The organism is Frigoribacterium sp. CFBP 8759 (assembly GCF_014841655.1).
GTDB lineage: Bacteria > Actinomycetota > Actinomycetes > Actinomycetales > Microbacteriaceae > Frigoribacterium.
In genome coordinates this window covers 169,273-194,100 of sequence record NZ_JACYUH010000003.1, presented here as the reverse complement: position 1 = coordinate 194,100, position 24,828 = coordinate 169,273, and the positions used below count along the sequence as shown (strand labels likewise).

General features: G+C 73.2%; 23 protein-coding genes and 1 tRNA gene. 15 read left to right on the top strand and 9 right to left on the bottom strand.

The features are described 5' to 3' along the window. Positions 1-22: 22 nt before the first annotated feature. The gene (locus IFT79_RS11015; protein ID WP_192124191.1) at positions 23-1,261 is read left to right on the top strand and encodes an acyl-CoA dehydrogenase family protein; all 1,239 of its coding nucleotides are present in this window, start codon (positions 23-25) and stop codon (positions 1,259-1,261) included. Between the two features lie 154 nt (positions 1,262-1,415). Here IFT79_RS11015 and IFT79_RS11010 read toward each other — a convergent pair. Both IFT79_RS11010 and IFT79_RS11005 read right to left on the bottom strand, forming a co-directional pair. Beyond that, positions 1,416-1,488: transfer RNA gene (locus IFT79_RS11010), tRNA-Arg, on the bottom strand. An 88-nt stretch (positions 1,489-1,576) separates the two neighbouring features. Then, positions 1,577-1,867 carry a hypothetical protein gene (locus IFT79_RS11005; RefSeq protein WP_056047225.1) on the bottom strand — a complete coding sequence of 97 codons (291 nt, stop codon included), beginning with the start codon at positions 1,865-1,867 and terminating at the stop codon, positions 1,577-1,579. A 182-nt stretch (positions 1,868-2,049) separates the two neighbouring features. Between IFT79_RS11005 and IFT79_RS11000 the strand changes: the two genes are divergently transcribed. The 3 genes from IFT79_RS11000 to IFT79_RS10990 all read left to right on the top strand — a co-directional run bounded on the left by IFT79_RS11000 (position 2,050) and on the right by IFT79_RS10990 (position 5,018). Then, complete coding sequence (locus IFT79_RS11000) at positions 2,050-2,637, top strand: helix-turn-helix domain-containing protein (protein ID WP_192124188.1); 588 nt, start codon at positions 2,050-2,052, stop codon at positions 2,635-2,637. Between the two features lie 8 nt (positions 2,638-2,645). Continuing rightward, positions 2,646-4,085: an MFS transporter gene (locus IFT79_RS10995; protein ID WP_342211827.1), complete on the top strand. Its 1,440-nt coding sequence runs from the start codon at positions 2,646-2,648 to the stop codon at positions 4,083-4,085. Positions 4,086-4,157: 72 nt separating this feature from the next. Next, the gene (locus tag IFT79_RS10990; RefSeq protein WP_148053721.1) at positions 4,158-5,018 is read left to right on the top strand and encodes a phosphatase PAP2 family protein; all 861 of its coding nucleotides are present in this window, start codon (positions 4,158-4,160) and stop codon (positions 5,016-5,018) included. Positions 5,019-5,039: 21 nt separating this feature from the next. On the opposite strand, the gene IFT79_RS10985 is transcribed toward IFT79_RS10990, so the two are convergent. Continuing rightward, a complete protein-coding gene (locus IFT79_RS10985) occupies positions 5,040-6,218 on the bottom strand; it encodes a VIT1/CCC1 transporter family protein (RefSeq protein WP_192124186.1) in 1,179 nt (392 codons plus the stop codon). Between the two features lie 33 nt (positions 6,219-6,251). On the opposite strand from IFT79_RS10985, the gene IFT79_RS10980 reads away from it, so the two are divergent. The 3 genes from IFT79_RS10980 to IFT79_RS10970 all read left to right on the top strand — a co-directional run bounded on the left by IFT79_RS10980 (position 6,252) and on the right by IFT79_RS10970 (position 8,155). Further along, positions 6,252-7,103: a DUF429 domain-containing protein gene (locus IFT79_RS10980; RefSeq protein ID WP_056047240.1), complete on the top strand. Its 852-nt coding sequence runs from the start codon at positions 6,252-6,254 to the stop codon at positions 7,101-7,103. 163 nt (positions 7,104-7,266) lie between these two features. Further along, positions 7,267-7,779, top strand: coding sequence for a GNAT family N-acetyltransferase (locus IFT79_RS10975; RefSeq protein ID WP_123572007.1), 513 nt, complete (start codon positions 7,267-7,269; stop codon positions 7,777-7,779). Between the two features lie 16 nt (positions 7,780-7,795). Then, positions 7,796-8,155, top strand: coding sequence for a hypothetical protein (locus IFT79_RS10970; RefSeq protein WP_123571936.1), 360 nt, complete (start codon positions 7,796-7,798; stop codon positions 8,153-8,155). 311 nt (positions 8,156-8,466) lie between these two features. On the opposite strand, the gene IFT79_RS10965 is transcribed toward IFT79_RS10970, so the two are convergent. Beyond that, the gene (locus tag IFT79_RS10965; RefSeq protein WP_192124184.1) at positions 8,467-8,892 is read right to left on the bottom strand and encodes a YchJ family protein; all 426 of its coding nucleotides are present in this window, start codon (positions 8,890-8,892) and stop codon (positions 8,467-8,469) included. A gap of 188 nt (positions 8,893-9,080) precedes the next feature. Between IFT79_RS10965 and IFT79_RS10960 the strand changes: the two genes are divergently transcribed. The 3 genes from IFT79_RS10960 to IFT79_RS10950 all read left to right on the top strand — a co-directional run bounded on the left by IFT79_RS10960 (position 9,081) and on the right by IFT79_RS10950 (position 11,604). After that, complete coding sequence (locus IFT79_RS10960; RefSeq protein WP_056047249.1) at positions 9,081-9,476, top strand: hypothetical protein; 396 nt, start codon at positions 9,081-9,083, stop codon at positions 9,474-9,476. Between the two features lie 166 nt (positions 9,477-9,642). After that, positions 9,643-10,515, top strand: a complete 873-nt coding sequence (locus IFT79_RS10955) for a metallophosphoesterase (RefSeq protein WP_192124182.1) — start codon at positions 9,643-9,645, stop codon at positions 10,513-10,515. A gap of 72 nt (positions 10,516-10,587) precedes the next feature. Beyond that, complete coding sequence (locus IFT79_RS10950; RefSeq protein WP_192124180.1) at positions 10,588-11,604, top strand: NAD-dependent epimerase/dehydratase family protein; 1,017 nt, start codon at positions 10,588-10,590, stop codon at positions 11,602-11,604. 98 nt (positions 11,605-11,702) lie between these two features. Here the strand turns inward: IFT79_RS10950 and IFT79_RS10945 are convergent, their stop codons facing one another. Continuing rightward, entirely contained in the window at positions 11,703-12,356 is a 654-nt protein-coding gene (locus IFT79_RS10945) for an HAD-IA family hydrolase (protein WP_192124179.1), read from the bottom strand. Between the two features lie 58 nt (positions 12,357-12,414). Here IFT79_RS10945 and IFT79_RS10940 point away from each other — a divergent pair, with 58 nt between their 5' ends. From IFT79_RS10940 to IFT79_RS10930, 3 genes are all read left to right on the top strand, one after another. Then, positions 12,415-12,834, top strand: coding sequence for a hypothetical protein (locus IFT79_RS10940; protein WP_148053722.1), 420 nt, complete (start codon positions 12,415-12,417; stop codon positions 12,832-12,834). A gap of 404 nt (positions 12,835-13,238) precedes the next feature. Beyond that, positions 13,239-14,171 carry an aminodeoxychorismate lyase gene (locus IFT79_RS10935; RefSeq protein WP_342211826.1) on the top strand — a complete coding sequence of 311 codons (933 nt, stop codon included), beginning with the start codon at positions 13,239-13,241 and terminating at the stop codon, positions 14,169-14,171. Positions 14,172-14,437: 266 nt separating this feature from the next. After that, positions 14,438-14,707, top strand: a complete 270-nt coding sequence (locus IFT79_RS10930) for a hypothetical protein (protein WP_173151877.1) — start codon at positions 14,438-14,440, stop codon at positions 14,705-14,707. 138 nt (positions 14,708-14,845) lie between these two features. Here the strand turns inward: IFT79_RS10930 and glgX are convergent, their stop codons facing one another. Continuing rightward, on the bottom strand, positions 14,846-16,903 hold the full coding sequence (gene glgX / locus IFT79_RS10925) for a glycogen debranching protein GlgX (RefSeq protein ID WP_192124178.1): 2,058 nt from the start codon (positions 16,901-16,903) through the stop codon (positions 14,846-14,848). A gap of 299 nt (positions 16,904-17,202) precedes the next feature. On the opposite strand from glgX, the gene IFT79_RS10920 reads away from it, so the two are divergent. Continuing rightward, the gene (locus tag IFT79_RS10920; RefSeq protein ID WP_192124177.1) at positions 17,203-18,249 is read left to right on the top strand and encodes a hypothetical protein; all 1,047 of its coding nucleotides are present in this window, start codon (positions 17,203-17,205) and stop codon (positions 18,247-18,249) included. Positions 18,250-18,338: 89 nt separating this feature from the next. Here IFT79_RS10920 and IFT79_RS10915 read toward each other — a convergent pair whose 3' ends face one another. The 3 genes from IFT79_RS10915 to IFT79_RS10905 all read right to left on the bottom strand — a co-directional run bounded on the left by IFT79_RS10915 (position 18,339) and on the right by IFT79_RS10905 (position 23,820). Next, a complete protein-coding gene (locus IFT79_RS10915) occupies positions 18,339-20,252 on the bottom strand; it encodes an APC family permease (RefSeq protein ID WP_123571946.1) in 1,914 nt (637 codons plus the stop codon). A 197-nt stretch (positions 20,253-20,449) separates the two neighbouring features. Next, positions 20,450-21,247 carry a response regulator gene (locus IFT79_RS10910; RefSeq protein ID WP_192124764.1) on the bottom strand — a complete coding sequence of 266 codons (798 nt, stop codon included), beginning with the start codon at positions 21,245-21,247 and terminating at the stop codon, positions 20,450-20,452. 5 nt (positions 21,248-21,252) lie between these two features. Then, positions 21,253-23,820 carry an ATP-binding protein gene (locus tag IFT79_RS10905; protein ID WP_192124176.1) on the bottom strand — a complete coding sequence of 856 codons (2,568 nt, stop codon included), beginning with the start codon at positions 23,818-23,820 and terminating at the stop codon, positions 21,253-21,255. Between the two features lie 302 nt (positions 23,821-24,122). Here IFT79_RS10905 and IFT79_RS10900 point away from each other — a divergent pair, with 302 nt between their 5' ends. After that, entirely contained in the window at positions 24,123-24,788 is a 666-nt protein-coding gene (locus tag IFT79_RS10900) for a TetR family transcriptional regulator (protein ID WP_173151885.1), read from the top strand. Positions 24,789-24,828 lie beyond the last annotated feature (40 nt).

Genomic DNA, 24,828 nt, shown 5'->3' with positions numbered 1-24,828 from the left:
CACCAGAACGGAACCGAGACCCATGACCACGACGACCACCACCTCCACCACGTGCGTCACCACGGCGTCACCCACCGACGACGCCCTGTCCGCGCGTTTCCGCCCGCTCTTCGACCGCATCGCCGCCGGTGCCGCGGAACGCGACCGTGAGCACCGCCTCCCCGTGGCCGAGATCCGCGAGCTCGCCGACGCGGGCTTCGGAGCCCTCCGTGTCCCCGTCGAGTTCGGGGGCTCCGGCGCCACCCTCCCGCAGCTGTTCGAGTTGCTCACCGAGCTCGCGGCGGCGGACAGCAACATCCCCCAGGCCCTGCGCGGCCACTTCGCTCTCGTCGAGGACCGCCTCGTCGCCCGGTCCGGACCGCGCGACGTCTGGCTCGAACGGTTCGGCCGCGGCGAGATCGCCGGGAACTCCTGGACCGAAGTGGGCACGGTGCAGGTCGGCGACGTCGCGACGAAGGTCAGCCCGGACCCGGACGGCGGATTCCGCATCACCGGACAGAAGTACTACTCCACCGGCAGCATCTTCGCCGACTGGATCGACACGTACGCCGAACGCACGGACACCGGCGACCGGGTCATCGCGATCGTCGACGCCCACCAGGAAGGCGTCACCCACACCGACGACTGGGACGGGTTCGGGCAGCGGACGACGGGGTCGGGCACGAGCACCTTCCGAGATGCTCGTGTCGGTGCCGACGACGTCGTGCTCTTCGACGAGCGATTCAAGTACCAGACGGCCTTCTACCAGGCCGTGCTGCTGAGCGTCCTCGCCGGCTCCGTCGTGGCAGCCGAGCGGGACATCGCGTTCGAGGTCAGGAACCGCACCCGGGTGTTCTCCCACGGCAACGCCGACACGTTCGCCGCCGACCCGCAGATCCTGCAGGTCGTCGGCGAGGTCTCAGCCGCCGGCTTCGCCGCACGGGCGGTCGTCGACCGCGCCGCCCAGGCCCTCCAGGGCGCCTACGAGGGTGCCTTCCTGGACGAGACCGAGGACGAGCAGCGGAACGACCGCGCCGAACTCGCCACCGCGCAGGCCCAGGTCGCACTGACATCGCTCGCGACCCAGGCGACCTCGCACCTGTTCGACGCGCTGGCGGCATCCGGCGTGAGCACCACGAAGAACCTGGACCGGCACTGGCGAAACGCCCGGACCGCCGGCAGCCACAACCCGTGGGTGTTCAAAGCACGCATCGTCGGCGACCACGCCGTCAACGACGTCCAGCCGCCACGGGTCTGGGCCATCGGCGCGACCCGCCGCTGATCTCAGAAGACGAGCACCGAGGACGACAAAAGCCCTGCCGCGTAGGGCAGGGCTCTTCGGGTCCGCACCGAAGGCGCACGCCGCCGGAGGCGGCCAGACAAGCACCGAAGACGAGGAAAGCCCCTGCCGTGTTGGGCAGGGGCTTTCGAGTCTGTGCGCCTGGAGGGACTCGAACCCCCAACCTTCTGATCCGTAGTCAGATGCTCTATCCGTTGAGCTACAGGCGCGTTTCGCTGGCCGATTGGCCAGAGGAAACACTACACGAGGGAGGCGCGGGGCGCGAATCGAGGCCGACCCGCGCCTCCTCGGGTCGTGTCAGTAGGTGTGTTTGCCTTCGCCGTCGCCCTTGTAGTCGCCGATCAGCTCGTCGACCTGGCCGGCCTCGGCCTGGCCGGGCTGGCGGGTGGGGACGGCGTCGTCGGCCGGCCCGTCGTCGAGCGAACGCGAGCCGGTGCCGCCGTCGGGGTGGTTCTCGCTGGTGATCTCGACGGGGCGGTCGTCCCGCTCGCCGACGGTGTGGTCGCCGTGACCCTCGCCACTGCTGTTGCCACGACGCTCGAGGTCGGTCTCGTCGGTGCCGTGCGGGTCGTCCGGGGTCTTCGTCATCGGGTTCCTCCTGCGCGCCGGACTGTCCGGCGGTCGTGCTCCGAGCATGCGCCGCGGGTCCGACCTCCGCCCGCGACACCCACCACACTCACGGCTCGAACGGTTGGTCGGCCCGCCCACGCCCTCGTCGATAAGCACAACGACTCTTGCGCAACAGCTCTTGTGCACCTATCGTCGACTCCATGTCCCCCCGAGAGACCTCCCGCAGCACCCTCACCGACGCCGCCTCGATGCGCGTTCTCGCCCATCCGACCCGGTTGCGCCTCCTCGGTCTGCTGCGCGAACGCGGTGCGCAGACGGCCGCCCAGCTCGGCGACGCCGTCGACGAGGCCCCGGGGACGATCAGCTACCACCTCTCGAAACTCGCCTCGATCGACCTGATCGAGGCGGCCGAGCCGCAGACCACCGACCGGCGCGAGCGCTGGTGGCAGGCCACCGCGCAGCTCACCAGTTGGGAGCCCGCCGAGTTGCTCGACGACCCCGACCGCCTCGTCGCCTCATCCGCGCTGCAGAAGTCGATCGGCCAGGCCTACGCCGCCCGCTTCGGCGAGTACGTCGACGCGATGCCCACCCTGCCTCGCGAGTGGGTCGCGGCCGGGGCGAGCGGCGACCGCAGCCTGCGCCTCACCACGACCGAGCTCGCCGCCCTGCGCCGCGACCTCGAGGGCGTCGTCGACCGCTGGCTCGACGTCAGCGCCGCCCACGACCCGGCGGCCGACGACGGCGCCGCGCCGGTCGTGCTCGTCTACCAGGCCTACCGCCGCCCCTGAGGCGCGTCGTGAGCGAGAGCACGCCGGCCGAGGAGGCGCGGGGCACCGACAGCGCCACTCGCGGCGGTCGTCCGGCCCGGCCCCGCGGCGGGCGCACGGGTCACACCGTCCGCACCGGGCGCACCGGGCGCACCGACCGGGTAGCCCTGTCGTCCCTCGTCGCGGCCCACGCGATCTCACAGACGGGCAACGTCGTCACGGCCTTCGCCGTGCCCTTCTACGTCCTGGGTCTCGGCGGGTCGGGGGCCGAGGTCGGGCTCGCGGCGGCGTTCGCGACGGCTCCGGTGATCATCGGCGGCCCGCTCGGGGGCGTCGTCGTCGACCGGGTCGGGCACCGGCGGGCCGCGATCGTCGCCGACCTCGTGAGTGGCGCCTCCGTCCTCGCGATGCCCGTGCTCGCGCTCACCGTCGGGCTGCCGTTCTGGGCCCTGCTCGCGCTCGTCTTCGTCGGCGGCCTGCTCGACAGCCCCGGACAGACGGCGCGCCGGGTGATGCTGCCCGCGCTGACCGAGCGGGCCGGAGTCCGCATCGAACGCAGCGTGGGGCTCCTCGACGGGTCCGAGCGCTTCGCCAAGCTGATCGGGGCGTCGATCGCCGGGCTCCTCGTCGCCGCCGTCGGACCGGTCGCGTCCCTGTTCGTCAACGCCGCCACCTTCGCCGTCTCGGCGGCCCTGACCGGGGCACTCGTCCCGGCGTCCGGTCCAGGCGGGGCACACGGCGAGTCGGCGACCACCGTGGCACCGACCGACGGCCTAGCCCCGAGCGCGGACGAGCCGGGCGACCAGCCCGAGCCGACCCGCGCCTCCTACCGGTCCGACCTCGTCGAGGGCGCCCGCTTCGTCGTCCGCGACCCGCTGATGCGGCTGATCGTCGCGCTCGTGCTGGTCACGAACCTGCTCGACGCCGCACGCGGGTCGACCCTGCTGCCCCTCTACGCGAACGACCGACTCGGAGGCGCGGCCACCCTGGGACTACTCGTCGCCACCATGGGCGGGTGCGCCCTCGCCGGCAACGTCGCCTTCGGTTTCGTCGCCCACCGGGTGCCGCGCCGCCTCACCTTCGTCGCCTGCTTCACCCTCGCCGGCGGGCCGTCGAGCCTGGCGTTCGCCCTCGGCGCCCCGCTGCCGGTGCTGGTCGCCGCGACCGCGCTCTCGGGTCTCGCCGCCGGCGCCCTCAACCCGATCCTCGGCACGGTGCAGCTCGAGCGCACCCCCGAGCACCTCCGCGGGCGGGTCTTCGGACTGGTCACCGCGGGAGCCTGGGCCGGCATCCCGACCGGCGCCCTGCTCGGCGGGGTCGCGGCCGACACGATCGGGCTGACGGTCGCGTTCGGCATCGTCGCCGTGGTCTACACGACCGTCACGCTCGCCCCGCTCACCGGCGGTCACTGGCGGCTGATGGAGCGTCGGGGCCCGACCGGCGGCCGGCCACCTGCACCCTCGCTGTGAGTCGGGGCGACCCCGGCGCATCGGCAGGTCGGACCGAGCCTGTTTCCAGGCGACGTGTAGTTAGCTCGTCCGGTGACTGCTCACCCGACCCTCTCGACGACGCCTGCCGTCCGTCGACGGGTCACGGGTCGTTGGGTGGTCGCGTCGTCGGCCTCGCTCGTCGTGCTGGCGGGCGTCTACACGATCGCGGTCCTCACCGAGACCGGCCAGTCGATCGAGGACAGCATCCTCCGCTCGGTCGACGGCACCACGTTGTTGCAGTCCGGGGTCGCGCTCGACGCCATCTCTCCCCCGGCCGTGCTGCTGGTCGTCGCCCTCACGATGGTGGTGGCGTTCCTCCGCCGCCGGCCCGGGTCGGCCGTCCAGGCGGGCGTGCTGATCATCGGCGCCACGGTCACCACCCAGGTACTCAAGCAGCTCGCGCCCCGTCCCGAGCTGACGGGCGAGCTCTACGGCAACAGCTTCCCCAGCGGGCACGTCACGGTCGCCGTCGCCGCCGTCCTGGCGATCATGACCACGTTCGGCCGGCACGCCCGGCCCCTGTTCTACATGGTCGGTGCGGCGTTCGCAGCCGTCGTCGCCGAGCAGACCGTCGCCTTCGGCTGGCATCGCTGCAGCGACGTCGTCGGTGCCTGCGCCGTGGCCCTGCTCTGGCTCGGCCTCGTCCGCATCGCCGCCGCCCGCCTCTCACGTGACCCTCGCGGCCGCGACGACGTGGGCCCCCGGTCGCACGGGGCCACCTCGGTGGTGCTCGGCCTCGCCTTGGTCGTCTGCCTCACCCTGTCGGGCGCGATCTGGAGCATCGGCATCGGCTCCGACATGAGCCTCACGACCTCGACCGGCCAAGGGGTGCTGATGGGCGCGCGCCTCGCCGCGGCGGGCGTCGTCCTCGTCACGTGCTGGATCGCCTGGAAGCTCGACCGCAAGGCCTGACGCGCACGTGGCCCGATCGGCTCAGCCCGCGGCGCCGGTCCCGAACAACAGCCCCAGCAGGTAGGTCACGGCGGCCGCCCCGAACCCGATGCCGAGCTGGCGCAGCGCCCGCCTGACCGGGCTCGCCCCCGACAGCAACCCGACGACGGCGCCCGTGCCGAGCAGCGCGACGCCGACCAGCGCCGACGCCACGACGACCGCCACGAGCCCGGACAGCCCGAACAGGTAGGGCAGCACGGCGATCACGGCCCCGGACGCGAAGAAGCAGAAGCTCGAGGCGGCAGCGCCGAAGGCCGTGCCGAGGGTCTCGTGGGTGGCGGGCTCGTCGGCCGAGCGCGCCTCCTGGTCCGGGGCGTCCGCCCAGCCGGCCGTGGCGGCGCCCGGCGCGGCCCCCGCAGGAGGCGCGCTCGGCGACGAGGCCCCTCGCCCCGCGCCCGCGAGCACCTCACGCGCGTGGGTCTCGGCCTCGTCGGGCGACATGCCCCGTGCCCGGTAGACGAGCGCCAGCTCGTTCGCGTCGACGTCGAGGTCGGGCAGCACGTGTCGCGCCGTCGGGTCGGGGGTGGAGGCGTCGAGCAGCTCGCGCTGCGACCGCACCGAGACGTACTCGCCCGCACCCATCGACAACGCCCCGGCGAGCAGGCCCGACAGCCCGGTCAGCAGCACCACGTGGTTCGCGACACCCGAGGCACTGATGCCGAGCACGAGCGCCAGGTTGCTGACCAGACCGTCGTTCGCCCCGAACACGGCCGCGCGGAACGACCCCGACAGGCGGTTGCGTCCGCGCTCGGCCAGGCCGCGCACGACCTCGCCGTGGATGCGTTCGTCGGCGGCCATCGCGTCGGTGGCGTCGGCGTCGGTCGCGTAGGGCGACCGTGCCTCCGCGCTCTGCACGAGGGCCAGCACGAAGATCGAGCCGAAGCGCCGGGCGAGCACCCCGAGCACGCGGGTGCGCAGGTCGGTGCGGGCCGGACGCCCGACGTCGGCGCCGAGCAGGTCCACCCAGTGCTGTGCGTGGCGGCCCTCGGCGTCGGCCAGGGCGACCAGGATCGCGCGCTCCTCGCCGTCCCGGCGGCGGGCGAGGTCGCGGTAGGTCGACTCCTCGGCGCGCTCGTCGGCGAGGTAACGCCGCCAGCGACGCAGGTCGGCGGGGGTGCGGGTGCTCGTGCCGCCGCTGGTGCGGGTGCTGCTCGTGGGCATGGGGACAGTATCGGCCGCGAGTACGGTCGAGCGGTGACCACACCCCGGCCCCGCTACCTCGGCGTCGACCTCGCCTGGCGCGACTCGACGCCCGAGCGCCCCGCGAACGAGACCGGCCTGGCCGTGATCGACGCCGACGGCACGGTGCTCGACGCCGGCTGGGCGCGCGGCGTCGACGAGGTCGAGGCCTGGGTCCGTCGCTGGTCGACGCCCGGCTCGGTCGTCGCGGTCGACGCCCCCGTGCTCGTGCCGAACGCCACGGGCATGCGGGCGAGCGAACGCCTCGTGGCGCGGGCCTATGGTCGCTGGCACGTGTCGGCCAACGCGAGCAGCGCCTCCCTGCCCTGGCTCGGCGGGCGCACCCTCGGCGAGCGCCTCGAGCGTGCCGGCGGCGTCTACGACGACGGCGTCGTGCCGGTGGCGGCCGACGCGGTGGGGCACTTCGAGTGCTACCCGTACACGACGCTCGTCGGCATGACCGAGCTCGCCTACGACGACAAGCGTCCCCGCTACAAGCGACCCGACCTCACCCTGCCCAAGGAGGCGCGGCGCGAGGCCCGCGCGGCGGCCTGCGACGAGCTGCTGCGTCGGCTGGGCGGGCTGGCCCGGGCCGAGGTGCCGTTGCGCCTCGACTCGCACCCGGTGTCCGCGGCGCTGCTCGAGGAGCCCTCGCCGCTGGTCGACCGCGCCTACAAACACCGCGAGGACCTGCTCGACGCACTGGTCTGCGCCTGGACGGCGGCGCTCCGCGCGCGGACGCCCGAGCGCCTGCAGGTGCTCGGCGTCGACACCGAGCCGGACGACCGCGGGAGGCGCGCGACGCTGATCTCACCGGCCCGCCCCGAGCAGCGCCTCGGCCCCGCCCCCGTGGCGCGGGTCGGCTGAGGGCCGCACCGCGCCTCCTGACGCGACGACCCCGGGGCGCGGGTCCGCGTCGGGACGCGACCCGCGCCTCCTGACGTGACGACCCCGGGGCCCGACCCGGCGTCGGGACGCGACCCGCGCCTCCTGCACCCGCCGCGTCCCGCCCGTGTGGCAGGGTGGCGGCATGCCCGCACGACCCGTGACCGTCCGCCGCACGACCGCCGACGACTGGCAGCGCGTCCGCGACCTGCGCCTCGCGATGCTCGCGGACACGCCGATCGCCTACGGCGAGACGCTCGCCGTCGCCCGTCGTCACGCCGAGGCCGAGTGGCGGATGCGCGGGGCCCGGGGCGAGGCCGAGCACGGCACCTCGCTGGTCGCGATCGACGACGGGACGGGCGACTGGGTCGGCGCCATGGGCGGCTTCCTGCAGTCGGCGGGGCAGCCCCTGCTGGTCGGCGTGTACGTCGCCCCGAGCCATCGGGGGCGCTCGGCCGGGGTCACCGACCTGCTGCTCGACGGCGTCGAGACGTGGGCCGCGACCGAGGGCGACACCCTGCGCCTGCACGTCCACGAGCAGAACGAGCGGGCCATCGCGTTCTACCGTCGACGCGGGTACGAACCGACCGGACACACGAACCCCTACGCCCTCGACCCCACCGCGCGCGAGCTCGAGATGCTCGCGCCGCTGCGCTGACCGCCGCACCCGTCCGGTGGCGAGCACGCACGACGTCTTCCTCGAGGGCGCACACGACGAGTCGCGACACCTCGTCGAGCAGACCCTGATCGATCACGGCTTCACCCTGTCGCTGGTGTCGGACGGCAGCACCCGGGCCGTCCGGGGCACGCTGGCCTCCACCCTCGCGCTGCGCGCCTTCGCCGGGCGGGCGCAGTTGCTGACCCTCGGCGTGCAGTGGTTCGTGGACGACCGGGGACGCCTCGTGGTGCGGGTCGTGCACGAGCCGGTCCTGTCGGTGCTCGGCGGCCCGGTCGGCGTCGTCCGGGCGCAGCGGGCCGTCGGCGAGGTGGTCCGGGCACTCGAGGCGGTCGCCCTCGCACGCCGCGCCCCGTGACGGATGCGACCCGCGCGCGTCCTGTCCCCCGAAACACGCGTCTCGACGCCCTGCCTGTGAGGAGCGTCCACGTCTGAACCGCACCATCTCGTGCGGCCTAGCGTTCGTCGAGATGGAGGGCGCGAGCCCTGCATCGGTGTCGTCCGGACCGTGGGTCCCTGCCCGTGAAGCTCTCCCTGCGGCCCGGCGGCGTCACGGAGAGGATGCCGGGCCCGACGGACCCGCCGTCCTCTTCGTGACGCCCGATGCCGACGTCTCGCCTCCGCCCTGCCGGCCCCGGCAAGGCCCGAGCGTGCTCGGAGCGCCTCTGGTCAGCCCGAGATCCCGTCGACGTAGAGCCACCGCCGGTCGACCCGGGCGAACCGGCTGACCTCGTGCTGCGTCCCCACGCCGTCGTCGTCGCGGAAGTGCGCCTCGAACTCCACCGTCCCCTCGTCGTCGAACGGTCCGCCCGCCTGCGTCCGCACGACGTCGAGCCGGAACCAGCGCGTGCCCGGATCGACCTCGAGCGTCGCGGGCCGCGTCGTCGGGTGCCACGTCTCGAGCAGGTAGGAGGCGCGGGCGAGCACGAACGCCGAGTACCGCGAGCGCATCAACCGTTCCGCCGTCGGGGCGGGCGTCGTGCCCCGGTGCAGCGGCCCGCAGCACGATCCGTAGGTCTCGCCGCTGAGGCAGGGGCACCGGGCCGAGTCGTCGAGGTCGCGGCCGGAGCCGGCGGCGGGAGCAGCAGGAAGCATCGGGCCATTCTCCGGCACGCCCCGGCGCCCCGTCCCCGGGCCCCCTCTCGGACACGCCTGCCGGACCGAGCTACACCGTGGGCGGACGCCGGGCACGCCCGGTCGGCTCCCCAGTCCGGGTCGCACCCCAAGGGGCCGCCCCCGCACTGGGCGTCGCACTCCGGGCCACGACCTGCCACGGTGATGCCGTGACGAACTCGCCGACCTCCACCTCGCACCCCGTCCACGAGCAAGAGCTCGTGTTCGCGCACGTGCGCGCGGTGCTGAGCGCGGGGGAGGCCGGTCCCGTCCTCCCCCGACTGTCCCGGCGCAGGACCGCACGGGCCCTGGCGTCGGCCGGCTTCAGCACCCTGACCGGCGAACCCGTCCGGGCGTCCGCCCTCAAGCACGACGGGACGCAGTTCTTCGACCGCTCCGAGACCGTCCTGGTCGAGTCGCTCAACAGCGGGCGACGGTTCTACGGCCTGTTCGTCGAACCGACCTCCCCGACCCACGAGGACTGGGCGACCGTCACCGACATGTTCGCCGAGCTCGGGCGCCGCGTGCACGGCCGCCTCGCCCCCGCCGACCAGTTCCGCGGCTGAGCCCTCCCGCCGCACGCGAGGTCGCACCACGGTTGCGGCGTCGAACCACCCCCGTGCGTGGTTCGACGCCACGTGCGTGGTGCGACCCGACCGCCCGAGCCGCCCGAGCGGCCCCGGCACCCCGGGCCACGCGCACGCGCCGCCCCGCACCCGGTAGCGTCGCGGCATGCACGCCCTGCCGCCCGGAGCCCTCCGCATCGTCCACCTCAGCGACGCCCACCTGCTCGCCGACGGAGCCCTGCACCAGGGTGTCGTCGACACGACCGAGGCCCTCGACCTCGTGCTGGCGGAGGCCGCGCGGGTCGAGGGGGTGCGACTGCTGGTGGGGTCGGGTGACCTGTCGGACGACGGGACCCGCGCCTCCTACCGGCACCTCCTCGAACGCACCGACGCCTGGGCCCGAGCGGCCGGTGCCGAGGTGGTGCTCGTGCCGGGCAACCACGACGTGCGCGAGCCCTTCGCCGAGGTGCTCGGCGGCGACCCGGCGAGGCCGCTCGACCTCGTGCGCGACGTCGACGGCTGGCGGGTGGTCGGGCTCGACACGTCCGTGCCCGGGGCCGGCTACGGACTGCTGCGACCCGAGCAGCTCGCCTGGTTGCGCGACGAGCTCGCGACGCCCGCCGAGCGGGGCACCGTGCTCGTGCTGCACCACCCGCCGATCGCGGCGCCGACGACCCTGCACGAGTCGCTCGCCCTGCAGGACCCGGAGGCGCTGGCCGCGGTCCTCGAGGCGTCGGACGTCCGCGTCGTCCTCGCCGGGCACTACCACCACCACGTCGTCGGCCACCTCGCGGGCGTCCCCGTGGTGGTCGCGCCCGGGGTGGCGAACGACACGGACGTGCTGGCGACCGTCGGCACGGAGCGGGCCGTGCGCGGCTCGGGCTTCGCGGTGGTCGAGGTGGCGGCCGACGGGTCGGTGCGCTCGACCGTCGTGCGCGCGCACGACCCGCGCCACGGCGACGAGGTCTTCGTGCTCGACGAGGCCGCCGTCGCCCGCATCGCCGCCGAGGCCGGACCGTCGCCCAGGGGCCGCGCGTAGGCTCGGGACAGGCCTGCCGCCCACCCGGGGTCGGCGCCTGGCCGATCGTCGAGTCGTGAAAGTGAGACCCCCATGCGCGTGGTCGTCGTCGGAGCCACGGGCAACCTGGGCACCGCCCTGCTCACCCGTCTGCAGGCCGAACCCGAGGTGACCTCCCTCGTCGGCGTCGCCCGCCGGGGGCCGCGCATGGCGACGCCGCCGTACGGCGAGGTGACCTGGTTCTCGATCGACGTCGGGGCCGACGACTCATCCGTGGCCCTCGAGCGGGCGTTCGCCGGGGCCGACGCCGTCGTGCACCTCGGCTGGGCCCTGCAGCCGAGCCACCGCAAGGCCGTCATGTACCGCACGAACGTGCTCGGCACCTCGCACGTCCTCGACGCCGCCGCCCGGGCCGGCGTGCCGCACGTGCTCGTCGCGTCGTCGGTCGGCGCCTACTCGCGGGGCCCCAAGGGTCGACGCGTCGACGAGACCTACAAGACCAAGGGCGTCCGCCGCTCCAGCTACTCGAAGCACAAGTCGATCAACGAGCGCGTCATGGACGCCTTCGTCGAGCAGCACCCCGAGGTCACGCTGACCCGCATGCGCCCGGGCCTCGTGTTCCAGGCCTCCGCGGCGAGCGAGATCGTCGGACTCTTCGCCGGTCGCTGGGTGCCCACCCGCTGGATGCAGCGCGTGCGCCCCCCGTTCATCCCGCTCGCCCCGCGCTTCGTGTCGCAGGTCGTGCACGCGAGCGACGTCGCGGACGCGTTCTGGCGGGCCATCGACCGCCGCGCCGGTGGGGCCTTCAACCTCGCCGCCGAACCCGTGGTCGACCCCGACCGCATCGCCCGGGCCTTCGGCTCCCGCCTGCTGCCCGTGCCCTACCGCCTGTTGCGCGCCGTCGTCCAGCTCACCTGGCTGGCCCGCCTGCAGCCGACCGAGCCGGGCTGGCTCGACATCGCGGCCAAGATCCCGGTCATGTCGACCGAGAAGGCCCGGGACGTCCTCGGTTGGACGCCCCGTCACACCTCGGACGAGACCCTGCGCGAGTTCGCCCACGCCCTCGCCCACCGGACCAACCACGAGGGGTCGCACCCGCTGCACGGCTGAGCGGCGGGCCCCAGCTCGAACCGCGAGGCCGGGCCCGCGCCCGCGCTCGCGCGAGCCGCGCGCCCGTGCCACCTGCCAGCCCGCGCGAGCTCCAGGCCCTACGGCAGCGTGAGCTCGAGCAGCCCGTCGGCCCGCACGGTCACCGACACGTCCTCGTACCCGGCGACGCGCGGCAGCCCGTCGGCGGCCGGCCCGTCGTGGTCGCCCACGACCACGACCGAGGCTCCGGAGGCGCGGGCGGCCTCGAGCCCCGCCGCGGCGTCCTCGAAGACGACGACCTCGCCTGGGTCGACGCCGAGCAGCTCGGCAGCCAGCAGGTAACCGTCCGGGGCCGGCTTGCCCACCGCCACCTGCTCGGACGCCAGCACGACCGAGGGCCAGGGCACGCCCGCCTCGGCCATCCTCGACCGCGCCAGCTCGTGGTTCGCGCTCGTCACGAGGGCCACCCGGTCACCCGGCAGGCTCGCCACGAAGGCGGCGGCGCCCGGGATCTCGACGGTCCCGTCCCGGGTGCCGGCCTCGACCGCCTGCAGCCCGTCGCTGAGGAACCGTGCCTCGTCCTCGGGCAGCCGGGGCAGGAACCGCGTGACGGTGTCGTGGGTCTGCCGGCCGTGCGCGAACGCCAGCAACTCGACGACGTCGAGCTGGTGTTCGGCCGCGAAGTCGCCCCAGATGCGTTCGACCAGGGCGGTCGAGTCGACGAGCGTGCCGTCCATGTCGAACACGATCGCGCGGCAGGTGAGGGTCGTCATCGCCACAGTCTGCCCCGGCGCACATGCGGCACGCACCCCCACGGCGTACCGTGCCCGCATGCACGAAGACGAGCAGGACACGAAGACCGGCACCACCACGGGCGACGCCACGACGGCCACGGACGGCGTCGGCTACGCAGGCACCGCCGAGACCGCACCGGACCGTCGCGACGCCGACGACCCGACCGCGGACTTCCCGCGGAGCGAGGCGACCACCGCCGAGATGCAGCGGTCGGCGACGGAGGACTCCCCCGCCGTGGACTCCGACACCGACCTGGACGCGGTCCAGGCCCTGCCCGGTGAGGGCGGGCCGGACGACGGCGGCGACATCGAGGTCGACCCCGACGACCTCAACCTCTCGGGCGACTCGATCCCCGGTCACCCCAAGCCCGGTGAGCCCGATCCCGCCGACGCGCCCTCGGGTGACGGCGCCGCGCCGTCGCACCCGAAGCCCGGGCCGCCCCGGCCCCGCGGCTGACGCCTCCGGGACCGACCACGAAGGGCCGCACCGTCTCGACGGTGCGGCCCTTCGACGTGCGCGCCGTGGCGCGGGTGGTCCTACGTGTGTGGTGTGGTGCCGGGCGGGCCGCCCCGTGAAGAAGCTCCCGGCCCACCGGGCACCACGCGCCCACCGTGGGCGGGCTCGCTCACGGTACCGCTGCAGTCTGGGCGGGCAAAGAGGACCCTGCCAGGAAAACGCCTGTTCAGCGCCCGGAATTAGCTAGACGCACTAGTCACCGTGACGAGCGGGTGCCCGATGCGCACTTCCGAGCACCCATCGGGCCGATCGAGATCCCGTGAACGTCTAACCTCTCGACGACGAGTGATTCTCCACAGCCTGTCCACAAAGCGAAAACCCGCGCCCGAGGTACGGTCGAGGGCGTGACCGACCTCGCCGCAGACGCCTCCCCCACGACCGACACCGCGCCTCCTGCCCCCGTGCTCGTGGTGATCGACCGGGCCCGGGCCGGCGCCCGAGGCGACGGTCCCGGGTGGCACCTCGCCGACGCGGCGGAGCCGACGGTGAACGTCGTCGACCTGGGCGTGACCCGCGGCGACGGCATCTTCGAGGCGTTCGGCGTCGTCGACGGAGCCGTGCAGGCGCTCGAGCCGCACCTGAACCGCCTGGCGCGGTCGGCGGCCCTGCTCGACCTGCCCGTGCTCGACCTCGACCTGATCCGCGAGGCGGTGCTCGCCTCGGCCGCCGCCCACGCGCCCGTCCCGTTCGCGTTGACCAAGCTCATCGTGACGCGCGGCCTCGAGGGCGTGCCCGACAGCGAGCCGACCGCGTGGGCCCGGACCGAGGTCTACGAGGACCACGCCGTCGAACGCCGCGACGGCATCCGCGTCGTGGCGCTCGACCGCGGCTACCGGCACGACGTCGCGACCACCTCGCCGTGGCTGCTGCAGGGCGCCAAGACCCTCTCGTACGCCGTGAACAAGAGCGTGCTGCGCGAGGCCGCCCGCCGGGGCGCCGACGACGTCCTCTTCGTCAGCAGCGACGGGTACGCGCTCGAGGGGCCGTCGGCCTCGCTCGTCGCGCGTTTCGGCGACCGCTTCGTCACCCCGCGCACCGACCAGGGCATCCTCGAGGGCACGACGCAGGCGGCCGTGTTCGACGCCCTGGCGGACCTCGGCCACGAGACCGCGTACGAGCTGCTGCCGCTCACCCGCGTGCACGAGGCGGACGCCCTGTGGCTGCTGTCCAGCGGACGTCAGATCGCTCCCGTGTCGGACCTCGACGGCCGGCCGTTCGCGATCGACCACGAGCTGACGACGTCGCTGGTCGAGGCGCTCTGGGCCCGTCGCACCTGAGCCCCCGCCGTTCGAACAGATGTCCACCTTGCGAACGATGTGTCGGGCGATGGTGGCGATCACCCGGTGACCTGCGAGAGTCGGGAACGCGTCGATTCACGGCGACGCGACCCGCATCACCCCGTTCCGCACGCGGTCGCAGGGCCGCAGAGATGAGCTGAACACATGAACATCGTCCACGCCTCCGGGCACCACCCCCTCGCGCACGACCTGGCTCCCACCGAGCCGATCGACATCAGCGCACTCCTCCTGGCCGAGGCCGCGGCATGAGCGCCGCCGACCTCGCCCGCCTCAGCCACGACCAGCTCGTGGCGCACGTCCGTCGCTCCGTCGACGTGACCGGCCACTACGCCGCCGACCAGCGGGTGCCCGCCGCTCGCATCGAGGTCTACCCCAAGCGTCGACCCGCCGGTCGAGCCCACCGGTCGCCGGTCGACCCCGGGCCCGTCGTCTGCGGCACCGTCGTCGACATCACGCCGGGACCGAGCTACGCCGACTTCTTCGCCCCCGAGGCGCAGCAGCTCGCCACCGCCTGATCCCCGTTCGGCCCCGGCCGACCCACACGACGACCGCCGTCCCCTCGGGGCGGCGGTCTTTCGCATTCCCGGGGGACGCAGGAGGCGCGGTGCCGATCCCGAGGACCGGCACCGCGCCTCCTGCGCTCGCCCCTCCGCCTAGGAGGCGCGGCTCCGCAGCAGCGTGAAGCTCGCGTCGCGCACGAGCAGCGTCGTGACGGCGCCCTCGACCTGCTGGCCGGGGTCGCTCGACGCGGCGAGCTCCCACTCGCCGTGGGGCGCGTCGGGCACGTTGAACTCGACGACCGCCGTCGAACCGTTGACGAGGTAGGCGAACGCGTCGGCGTCCTTGTGGGTCAGCACGAAGGTGATCGCCTTGTTCTCGCCCTGCTGCCAGTCACCACTCGAGAACGAGTGGTCGTCGGCACGGCGGACCTGCACGTGGTCATCGCTCTCGACCTCGGGCGCGTAACGGAACCAGTCGGGCCGCAGCGCCGGGTTCTCGCGACGCAGCGTGATCAGCTCGGTCGTGAAGGCGAGCAGGTCGCGGTCGGCGCGCTCCCAGTCGAACCACGAGATCTCGCTGTCCTGGCAGTAGGCGTTGTTGTTGCCGCCCTGGCTGCGGGCGATCTCGTCGCCGCCGAGGATCATCGGCACGCCCGCGCTGAGCAGCAGCGTGCCGAGGAAGTTGCGACGCTGGCGGTCGCGGTACTCGTTGACCGCGGGGTCGTCGGTCGGGCCCTCGGCGCCGCCGTTGAACGACTTGTTGTCGCTCTCGCCGTCCTGGCTGTCCTCGCCGTTCTCCTCGTTGTGCTTCTCGGCGTAGCTCGTCAGGTCGGCGAGGGTGAAGCCGTCGTGCGCGGTGACGAAGTTGACGCTCGACAACGGCGAGCGGCGGTCGCCCTCGTAGACGTCGGGGCTGCCGAGCACGCGGTCCGAGAACGTCGAGAGGACGCCGGGCTCGCCGTTCCAGAACTCGCGCACGTCGTCGCGGAACTTGCCGTTCCACTCCGACCAGTCGGCCGGGAAGCCGCCGACCTGGTAGCCGGCGGTGTCCCAGGGCTCGGCGATCATCTTGACGCTCTGCAGCACCGGGTCCTGGTGGATCAGCGTGAGGAACGCGCTGTGCTCGCTGGCCTCGCCGCCCTGACGGGTGAGCGTCGTGGCGAGGTCGAAGCGGAAGCCGTCGACGTGCATCTCGGTGACCCAGTAGCGCAGGCTGTCCATGATCAGACCGAGCGCCGCCGGATGGCTGACGTTCAGGCTGTTGCCGGTGCCGGTCGTGTCGAAGTAGTTGCCCTCGTCGCCCTCGACCAGTCGGTAGTAGGCGGCGTTGTCGATGCCCTTGAACGAGATCGTCGGGCCCATGTGGTTGCCCTCGGCCGTGTGGTTGTAGACGACGTCCATCCACACCTCGAGGCCGGCGGCGTGGAGGTCCTTGACCATCTGCTTGAACTCGGCGACCTGGCCGCCGGCCGTGCCCGCGGCCTTCGAGGCGTACTCGTCGTGCGGGGCGAAGAAGCCGATCGAGTTGTAGCCCCAGTAGTTGCGGAGGCCCTTCTCCTCGAGGTGGCTGTCCTGCACGAACTGGTGCGTCGGCAGCAGCTCGACGGCGGTGACGCCCAGGTCGGTGAGGTGCTTGATCGCGGCGGGGTGCCCCATGCCGGCGTAGGTGCCCCGGATGTCCTCGGGGACGTCGGGGTGCGTCTGCGTGAAGCCCTTGACGTGCACCTCGTAGACGACCGTGTCCTCCATCGGCGTGAGCGGACGCTGGTCGTCGCCCCAGTCGAAGTCGCGGTCGGCGATGAGGTTGCGGGGCATGGCCGCGGCGGAGTCGGACTCGTCCATCGTCTCGGGCTCGTCCATGTCGTGCCCGAAGACGGCCTGACCCCAGTCGAACGTGCCGTCGAGGGCCGTCGCGTACGGGTCGAGCAGCAGCTTGTGCTCGTTGTGGCGGAGGCCGGCGGCCGGGTTCCAGGGGCCTGCGACACGGAGGCCGTAGCGGGAGCCGACCCGCGCCTCCTCGACCACGGCGTGGAAGACGTGGCCGGTGCGGTTCGTCAGCTCGAAGCGGCGCTCGGTGCCTCCGTCGGCCTCGTCGTCGAACAGGCAGAACCAGACGTGGTCGGCGGTCTCGGAGTACACCGCGACGTGGGCGCCGCCGTCGGGCAGGGGCGTCACGCCGAGGGGGTAGGGCAGGGAGCGGGAGTCGTTCATGCTCCCAGCAGTACAGGAGGAGCGCCGTCGGCGGCCAAGCTGAGCGCCGTACCCCGCCGAGGCGTCCCGCCCGCCCCGCCCGCGCCTCCTTCCTCCCCCGCCTGCCCGGCCCTCCCCGCCATGAACCCCGTTCACGAAGATGAACCCCGTTTTCGCGTGGTTCAACTTCGTGAACGGGGTTCATGGCCTCGTGTCGAGGACGACCACGCCTCCCCCACACGCCGGGAGCGAGCTCCCACCGCCCCCAGGCGAGGAGGCGCGGATCAGGCGGGTCGGGCGCCGTCCGTCACGCTCGCCCCATGACCGGCACCGCGCCCCACCTCTGCCCGCTCGTCTTCACCTCGACCCACGGGGGCACGACGCGCGAGGCGCGACGCCTGCAGCTCGAGGCGCGGCGGGGATCGCTGGTCCGCGTCCATCGGGGCACCTACGCCGTCGCCGCCGACTGGGACGACCTCGACGCGCGAGGGCGGCACGTCGTCCTGACCAGGGCGGTCACCCGAGGGCTGGACCGACGGTGCACGGTCTCCCACGACTCGGCCGCGGCCCTGTGGGGTCTGCCGCGGGTCCACGACGCCTACGCGGACGTGGTGACCGTCATCGATCCTCGGCGGACGACCACGAGGCGTTCGACCGACCTCCTGCGACGCCCCGGCTCGGTTCAGGCGGCCGACCGCGACGAACTCCACGGAGTGTGGCTCACGAGCCTCGAGCGGACCGCCGTCGACGTGGCTCGGAGCGCCTCGTTCGGCGATGCCGTGCTGTGTGTCGACGCCGTCCTGCGCCGCCTGGTCCTGCCCGACGGACACCGGACGGGCGCTGCCGTCGAGGCCGAGTTCCTCCGCCGACGCATGCGACTCATGTCCCGACTGGGCCCGTCCTCACACCCGGGCGGACGGATGGCCCGTCGCGCCGTCGAGTTCTCGTCCGCGTGGGCCGAGAACGGAGGTGAATCCCTCCTGCGCGTCGTGCTGTTCGAACTGGGTTTGTCGTCGGTCGAGTTGCAGAAGACCTTCATCCTCGGCGACCGGTTCCTCGGACGCTGCGACGTCTTCCTCCGGACCTCCGGCGTCGCGGTCGAGTTCGACGGGCACATCAAGCTCACCGACCCCGAGATCCTCGCCGGACGGACTCCCGCAGAGGTCATCAGGCTGCGGGGACGTCGCGACCGCCGCCTCCTGCGCCATCCCGAGATCCGTCACGTGGTGCACTGCGAATACGCCGACCTGGTGTTCCCGGAGAGGCTGGTCGAACTCCTCCGGGCGGCCGACGTCCTCATCGATCCACGTCGGGTGACGGACGCTGCGCGGGTCGCTCGACGGCGCTTCGTCGGGGCGTCCGGATGAACCCCGTTCACGAAGGTGAACCCCGTTCAAACGGGGTTCATCTTCGCAAACGGGGTTCGCGCGCGTGCAGAGGGTCAGGGCAGGGGCGGCTAGCTGACGTGCACGTCGGGGCGGCGGCTGCGCGAGGGCTCGGCCCGGCGCAGCACCTCGCGGGTCACCGGTGCGACCTCGCCCACCCCGGTCAGGAAGAACCGCCCCATGTTGGACAGCGGGTTGCCCTCGGTCCACTCGAAGTAGATGTCGGGCACGACGCCGGTCTCGTCGCGGATCGCCAGCAGCACGCTGGCCACGGCGTTCGGCACCGCGCCGCTCGTCGTGCGCAGCACCCGGTAGCCGTGCAGCGCGTGCCCCGTCACGACGAGGTCCTCCTCGAAGTTCGACGAGTCCCCCTTGTGCACCTCGAGGAAGATGACCGGCGAGCGCTGCGGGATGCCGCTGTACTTCCGCTCGGCCGTCAGCTTCTTCTTGTAGATCTCGGCGACCTCGCGCCCCGGCTCGTGGGCGATGACGCGGATCGTGCCGTACTCGTCGGCGTCCTCGCGCACGTACGCGAGCGCGGTGTCGTCCAGGGTGACCGAGGTCGCCCGCAGCTGGAACGAGCGTTGCACGCGCGAGACGAGCGACACCGCGATGATCCCGATGATGAAGATCGCGGCGATGCGCACGCCGTCGGGACGCTCGACGACGTTGGTGATGGTCGTGTAGACGAACACGAGGGCGACGACGCCGAAGCCGATCGTGCGCTTCCGCTGGCGCGCGCGTCGTGCCGACAGCGTCACGGCCACGGAGGCGCTGGTGATCAACACGAGGACCCCCGTCGCGTAGGCCCCGCCCTGGGCGTCGACGTCCGCCTCGAACACGATGGTGATGACGAAGGCGATCACCGTGAAGACCAGCACGAGGGGACGGACGGCCCGGGCCCACTGCGGCGCCATGCCGTAGCGCGGCAGGTAGCGCGGCACGAGGTTGAGCAGCCCGGCCATGGCCGACGCCCCGGCGAACCACAGGATGCAGATGGTGCTGACGTCGTAGAGCGTGCCGAAGCCGTCGCCGAGGTACTGGTGCGCCAGGAACGCCAGGGCTCGGCCGTTGGCCGACCCGCCGGCCTGGAACTCGGCCTGGGGGATCAAGAGCGTGGTGACGAAGCTCGACAGGATCAGGAACGAGCTCATGATGATCGCGGCCGTGGCGAGCAGGCGACGGGCCCCGCGGATGCGTCCCACCGGCTTGGCCGGGGTGTCGGTCGGGTCGCCGGTGATCTGGGGCATGACGGCCACCCCGGTCTCGAAGCCCGACAGGCCGAGGGCCAGCTTCGGGAAGACGATCAGGGCGATGCCGACCATGACGAACGGGTTGCCGTGCTGCACGGTCAGCGCTTCCCACCAGTTGCCGATGACCACCGGGTTCTCGCCGATGTGGAAGAGCGACACGGCGATGACGACGAGGTTGAGCGTCAGGAAGATCGCGACGAGCACGACCGCGATGCCGATCGCCTCGCGGAAGCCCCGCAGGAAGACGGCGGCGAGCAACGCGACCAACACCAGCGTCAGCGGCACCTCGGCCCCGTGGAACCACGACGGGGCGAACGGGTTCTCGACGGCGTGCGCCGTGGCGTCGGCCGCCGACAGGGTGATGGTGATCATGAAGTCCGTGGCGGCGAAGCCGAGCAGGACGAGGACGAACAGCTTGCCGCCCCACCAGGGCAGCAGGCGCTCGAGCATCGCGATCGAGCCCTCGCCGCGCGGGCTCTCGCGGGCGACGCGGCGGTAGACGGGGAGCGCGCCGAACAGCGTCAGCAGCACCAGCACGATGGTCGCGAGGGGCGAGAGCAGCCCCGCCGCGACGGCCGCGATGGCCGGTTGGTACCCGAGGGTCGAGAAGTAGTCGACGCCGGTCAGGCACATCACCCGCCACCACGAGTGCGTCTTCTCCGGGGTCTCGGCGTGCGGACCCTGGTGCGTCCCCGCGGTCTCGGTGAGGCCGTGCAGCAGCCAGCTCCGCATCCGTCGCGTGGTCGGGTGCGGGGTCGGCGGTGCGACCCTGGCGGGTGACTCGGGCTGCGCGGACACGGGTTCCTCTCGGACGTGCGGGGCGCACCGACCGGGAGGCGGGCACGCGCCCTGCAACGTTAGGCCTCGTGCGCCTCCCGGTGGTGACGTCCAGCGTTAGGAAACCGTGAGGATCCCGACGGCGACCGCGGTCACGCCTCCTCGACGACCTCTGCCCCGGCGTCGGGCACGAAGCGGTAGCCCATGCCGAGCACCGTGACGAGGTGTCGCGGTGCGGCCGGCATGGGTTCGAGCTTCTTGCGGAGTTGCGCGAAGTAGAGCCTCAGGTAACCGGTGTCCTTCGCGTGGAAGGGGCCCCAGACCTCGGTCAGGATGGTCTCGCGCGTGATCAGCTTGTCGGGGCTGTGCAGCAACAGCTCGAGGATCTTCCACTCGGTCGGCGTCAGCCGGACGGCCGTGCCGCCGCTGCCCGCGCCGCTGCCCGCACCCGCGCCGCCGCCCGCACCCGCGGCACCGCCCGCACCTGGGCCGCCGCCCGTGCTGCCGCCCGGACGACGGACCACGGTCTTCGCCGCGAGGTCGACCTGCACGTCGCCGAACGTGACCACGGGCTGCTCGTCGTCGGTGCCCGACGGCAACCGGCGGGTCTGCGCCCGGATGCGGGCGAGCAGCTCGTCCATCGAGAAGGGCTTCGTGACGTAGTCGTCGGCGCCCGCGTCCAACGCCTCGACCTTGTCGGCGGCGTCGGTGCGGCCCGACACGACGAGGATCGGCACGGTCGACCAGCCGCGCAGGCCGGTGATCACCTCGACCCCGTCGAGGTGGGGCATGCCGAGGTCGAGCATGACGAGGTCGGGGTGCCGGCTCGCCGCGAGGTCGAGCGCCTCCCGCCCGTCGGCGGCCGTGACGACGTCGTAACCGCGCGCCCCGAGGGTCACCTTGAGCGCCCGCAGGATCTGCGGGTCGTCGTCGGCGATCAGGATCTTCACGGCGCTCACGTGGCCGACCGTACCCGATCGGCCTCGCCTGCCCCGCCTCGCCCGGCCTCGCCTGCCCCGCCCGGCCCGGGCACCACCGGCAGCCCGACCACCATGGTCAACCCGCCGCCGGGGGTGTCGTCGAGTGCGAGCGTGCCGCCCATCGCCTCGACGAAGCCCTTGCTGAGCGCCAGCCCGAGCCCGAGGCCCGTGCCGTTGTCGGTGTCGCCCAGCCGCTGGAACGCGACGAGGATCTCGTCCCGCCGTTCGACCGGGACCCCGGGGCCGCGGTCCACGACCCGCAGCTCGACCCGGTCGCCGAAGGCGCTCGTCGAGATGCGGACGCTCGCGTCCGGCGGCGAGTGGCGCAGGGCGTTGTCGAGCAGGTTGACGACCACGCGCTGCAACAGCACGGCGTCGGCCCGCACGGGCGGCACCGTCGCCCGCAGCGCGAGCTCGACGTCGGCCGGCCCGAGGCCGAGCTCGTCGAGGGCGCCGAGCACGACCTCGTCGACGTCGACGTCCGCGGGCGTCACGGCGAGGGCCCCGGCCTGCACGCGGCTGACGTCGAGCAGGTCGGTGACCAGGGTCGAGAGCGAGTCGAGGCTCTCGTGGGCGGTGGACAGCAGCTCGTCCCGGTCGGAGTCGCTCCAGGCGACGTCGGTCTGCCGCAGTCCGCTGACGGCGGCCGTCGCGGCGGCCAGCGGGCGACGCAGGTCGTGACCGACGGCGGCGAGCAGGGCGCTGCGCATGCGGTCGACCTCGGCGAGCGGGGCGACCTGACCTGCGGCCCGGCTCAGCTCGGAGTGCTCGAGGGCCGCCTCGACCTGCGCCGCGACGACGTCCAGGAGGCGCCGGTCGGCCGCCTGCAGTTCGGGTCCGGTCAGCTCGAGGGTCGCGTCGGCGCCCGCGGCGATCGACGTGGTGGTCCCGGCCGGGGACCCGGCTCCGGGACGGCCGTCGTCGGCGAGCCGCGCCTCCCCGATCTCGACCCCGCCCTGGACGACGCGCACCCGGGTCATGCCCAGGGCCTCGCGGGTGCGGCCGATCAGGGCCTGCAGGGCGTCCTGGCCGCGCAGCACGCTCCCCGCGACCGTGGCGAGCAGCTCGGTCTCGGCGAGCGCCCGGGCGGCGGCACGGCTGCGTCGTGCGGCCTGGTCGACCACGTAGCTGACGATCGCGGCGTTGAGCACGTACAGCACGAGTGCCGCCAGGTGCAGCGGCTCGGCGATGGTCAGCTGGTAGATCGGCGCGATGAAGAACAGGTCGAGCGTCACGCCCGAGAGCAGCGCCGCGAGCAGGGCCGGCCAGATGCCGCCCGTGACGGCGACCACCACGACCAGCAGCTGGAAGACCAGCACGGTGCCCGCGATGCCGTCCTCCGAGCGGTGCCCGGCGAGCAGCCCGGTCAGCAGCGGCCCGGCCACGAGGGCGAGCACGAACCCGGCGATCACGCGGCGTCGCGACAAGGCCCCGCCGAGTCGCGGCAGCACCCGGTCGCGTCCGGCCGAGGAGTGGGTGACGATGTGCACGTCGATGCGTCCCGACTCGCGGATCACCGTCGAGCCGATGCCGGGCCCGGTCAACGCCGCGGCCAGGCGCCCCCGTCGGCTGACGCCGATGACGAGTTGCGAGGCGTTCACCCCGCGGGCGAAGGCGACGAGCGCGCGGGGAACGTCCGAGCCGACGACCTGGTGGTACGTGCCGCCGAGCTTCTCGACCAGGGCCCGCTGCGCCGCCAGGGCACCCGGCGCTCCCTGCCGGAGACCGTCCTGCGCACTGACGTGCACGGCGACGAGTTCCCCTCCGGAGGACCGGGCGGCGATGCGGGCACCCCGTCGGATCAGCGTCTCGCCCTCGGGGCCGCCGGTCAGGGCGACGACGACGCGCTCCCGGGCCTCCCAGGTGCTGTCGATGCCGTGCTCGTCGCGGTACGCCTTCAGCGCGCTGTCCACCTCGTCGGCCAGCCAGAGCAGCGCCAGCTCGCGGAGGGCCGTCAGGTTGCCGAGGCGGAAGAAGTTCGAGAGCGCCGCGTCGACCCGGTCGGCCGGGTAGACGACGCCCTCGGCCAGTCGGTCCCGGAGGGCCTGCGGGGCGAGGTCGACGAGCTCCACCTGGTCGGCCGCCCGCAGCACGGCGTCGGGCACCGTCTCGCGCTGCGTCGCCCCGGTGATGCGCTCGACCACGTCGGTGAGCGAGTCGACGTGCTGGACGTTGACGGTCGAGACGACGTCGATGCCGGCGACGAGCAGGGCCTCGACGTCCTGCCACCGCTTCTCGTGGGTGGAGCCGGGGGCGTTCGTGTGGGCGAGCTCGTCGACCAGCGCGAGCTGCGGTGCCCGCGCGAGCACCGCCTCCAGGTCGAGTTCGTCCAGCGCGACGCCGCGGTGGACGACCGCTCGGCGGGGCACGACCTCGAGGTCGCCGACCAGCGCCGAGGTCGCCCGCCGGCCGTGCGTCTCGACGACGGCCACGACGACGTCGACCCCTTCGGATCGCAACCGTGCCCCTTCTTCGAGCATCGTGTACGTCTTGCCCACGCCGGGCGCCGCCCCCAGCACCACCCGCAACCGCCCTCGCTTCATGGGCTCAGCCTGTCACCCCTGCGGACCCGAGCGTGCCGGACGGGGACCACCCGCCGGGCACACGGGAACGCCCCGTGACCACGGGGGCCACGAGGCGTGTGTCTCGAGGGGACCTGGCCCCCTCCGTGGTTCAGCTGGAGGGTCGCACCCGACGCGACCCTGCGCGATCTCACAGGGGGTTGTGTGCCTGGTGCCTCTCGAGGCCGTCCGACCCGAATCGGACTCTTGCAGGATACGCGATCCGGAGGCTCCGTTGCCCATTGGGCATGGAAATTCTCAGGAAGCCCCGGCACGATGGTCCGATGCAGCAGACTCCGGCGCGTGGGGACCTCACCCGATTCGGCACGGAAGCGGTCGGCGGGCGCGACGAGAAGCGTCGGGCGACGAGCCGTGGGCTCGCCGACGCGGCCTTCCGACTGGCGACCGAGAAGGGCTTCGACGGTTTCGTCGTCGAGGACGTCACCGCTCTGGCCGGTTACTCGAGGCGCACCTTCGCGAACCACTACTCGTGCAAGGAGGACGCCGTGGCCTCGGTGCTCCTGAACAAGGCGGGCGCGGCGGTCGACGCCTCCGACCTGTCGATGCTCGCGTCCTTCCAGGGCACCGACATCGACCTGCTCGAGCTGCTGCTGCTGTCGGCCGTCGACACCCAGCTCGTGGACTACATGATCAGCCTCCGCCACCTGCTGCGGACGCACGAACCCCTGCTGCCCTACGTGCTCGCGGTCGGCGTCCCCATGACCGAACGCGTCGGCGACGTGATCGGCCTGGCCGTCGGCCCCTCGCGGGACGACCTGACCACGTCCTTGCTGATCCACTCGACCTGGGGTGCCGTCATCGCCGTGCTGCGCGGCGTCTACGACCCCTGGGTCGACACGACCACCGACGACGAACGCGTCGACGCCCTCCGCGCCTACTGGGCGACGACGTTCGAACGCTTCCGCACGGGCTTCGGCCCCGTCGCCTGAGCCGGTCCGCACCGCGTTTCGTGCACGGCACCGGGTAGAG

Excerpts from the sequence above, each read along its gene's own strand:
- IFT79_RS10900 (WP_173151885.1), top strand. The coding sequence starts at position 24,123 with ATGCAGCAGACTCCGGCGCGTGGGGACCTCACCCGATTCGGCACGGAA.
- glgX (WP_192124178.1), bottom strand. The coding sequence starts at position 16,903 with ATGAACGACTCCCGCTCCCTGCCCTACCCCCTCGGCGTGACGCCCCTG.
- IFT79_RS10905 (WP_192124176.1), bottom strand. The coding sequence starts at position 23,820 with ATGAAGCGAGGGCGGTTGCGGGTGGTGCTGGGGGCGGCGCCCGGCGTG.
- IFT79_RS10965 (WP_192124184.1), bottom strand. The coding sequence starts at position 8,892 with ATGCTTCCTGCTGCTCCCGCCGCCGGCTCCGGCCGCGACCTCGACGAC.
- IFT79_RS10950 (WP_192124180.1), top strand. The coding sequence starts at position 10,588 with ATGCGCGTGGTCGTCGTCGGAGCCACGGGCAACCTGGGCACCGCCCTG.
- IFT79_RS10955 (WP_192124182.1), top strand. The coding sequence starts at position 9,643 with ATGCACGCCCTGCCGCCCGGAGCCCTCCGCATCGTCCACCTCAGCGAC.
- IFT79_RS11005 (WP_056047225.1), bottom strand. The coding sequence starts at position 1,867 with ATGACGAAGACCCCGGACGACCCGCACGGCACCGACGAGACCGACCTC.
- IFT79_RS11015 (WP_192124191.1), top strand. The coding sequence starts at position 23 with ATGACCACGACGACCACCACCTCCACCACGTGCGTCACCACGGCGTCA.
- IFT79_RS10940 (WP_148053722.1), top strand. The coding sequence starts at position 12,415 with ATGCACGAAGACGAGCAGGACACGAAGACCGGCACCACCACGGGCGAC.
- IFT79_RS10920 (WP_192124177.1), top strand. The coding sequence starts at position 17,203 with ATGACCGGCACCGCGCCCCACCTCTGCCCGCTCGTCTTCACCTCGACC.
- IFT79_RS10985 (WP_192124186.1), bottom strand. The coding sequence starts at position 6,218 with ATGCCCACGAGCAGCACCCGCACCAGCGGCGGCACGAGCACCCGCACC.
- IFT79_RS10930 (WP_173151877.1), top strand. The coding sequence starts at position 14,438 with ATGAGCGCCGCCGACCTCGCCCGCCTCAGCCACGACCAGCTCGTGGCG.
- IFT79_RS11000 (WP_192124188.1), top strand. The coding sequence starts at position 2,050 with ATGTCCCCCCGAGAGACCTCCCGCAGCACCCTCACCGACGCCGCCTCG.
- IFT79_RS10975 (WP_123572007.1), top strand. The coding sequence starts at position 7,267 with ATGCCCGCACGACCCGTGACCGTCCGCCGCACGACCGCCGACGACTGG.
- IFT79_RS10945 (WP_192124179.1), bottom strand. The coding sequence starts at position 12,356 with ATGACGACCCTCACCTGCCGCGCGATCGTGTTCGACATGGACGGCACG.
- IFT79_RS10915 (WP_123571946.1), bottom strand. The coding sequence starts at position 20,252 with ATGCGGAGCTGGCTGCTGCACGGCCTCACCGAGACCGCGGGGACGCAC.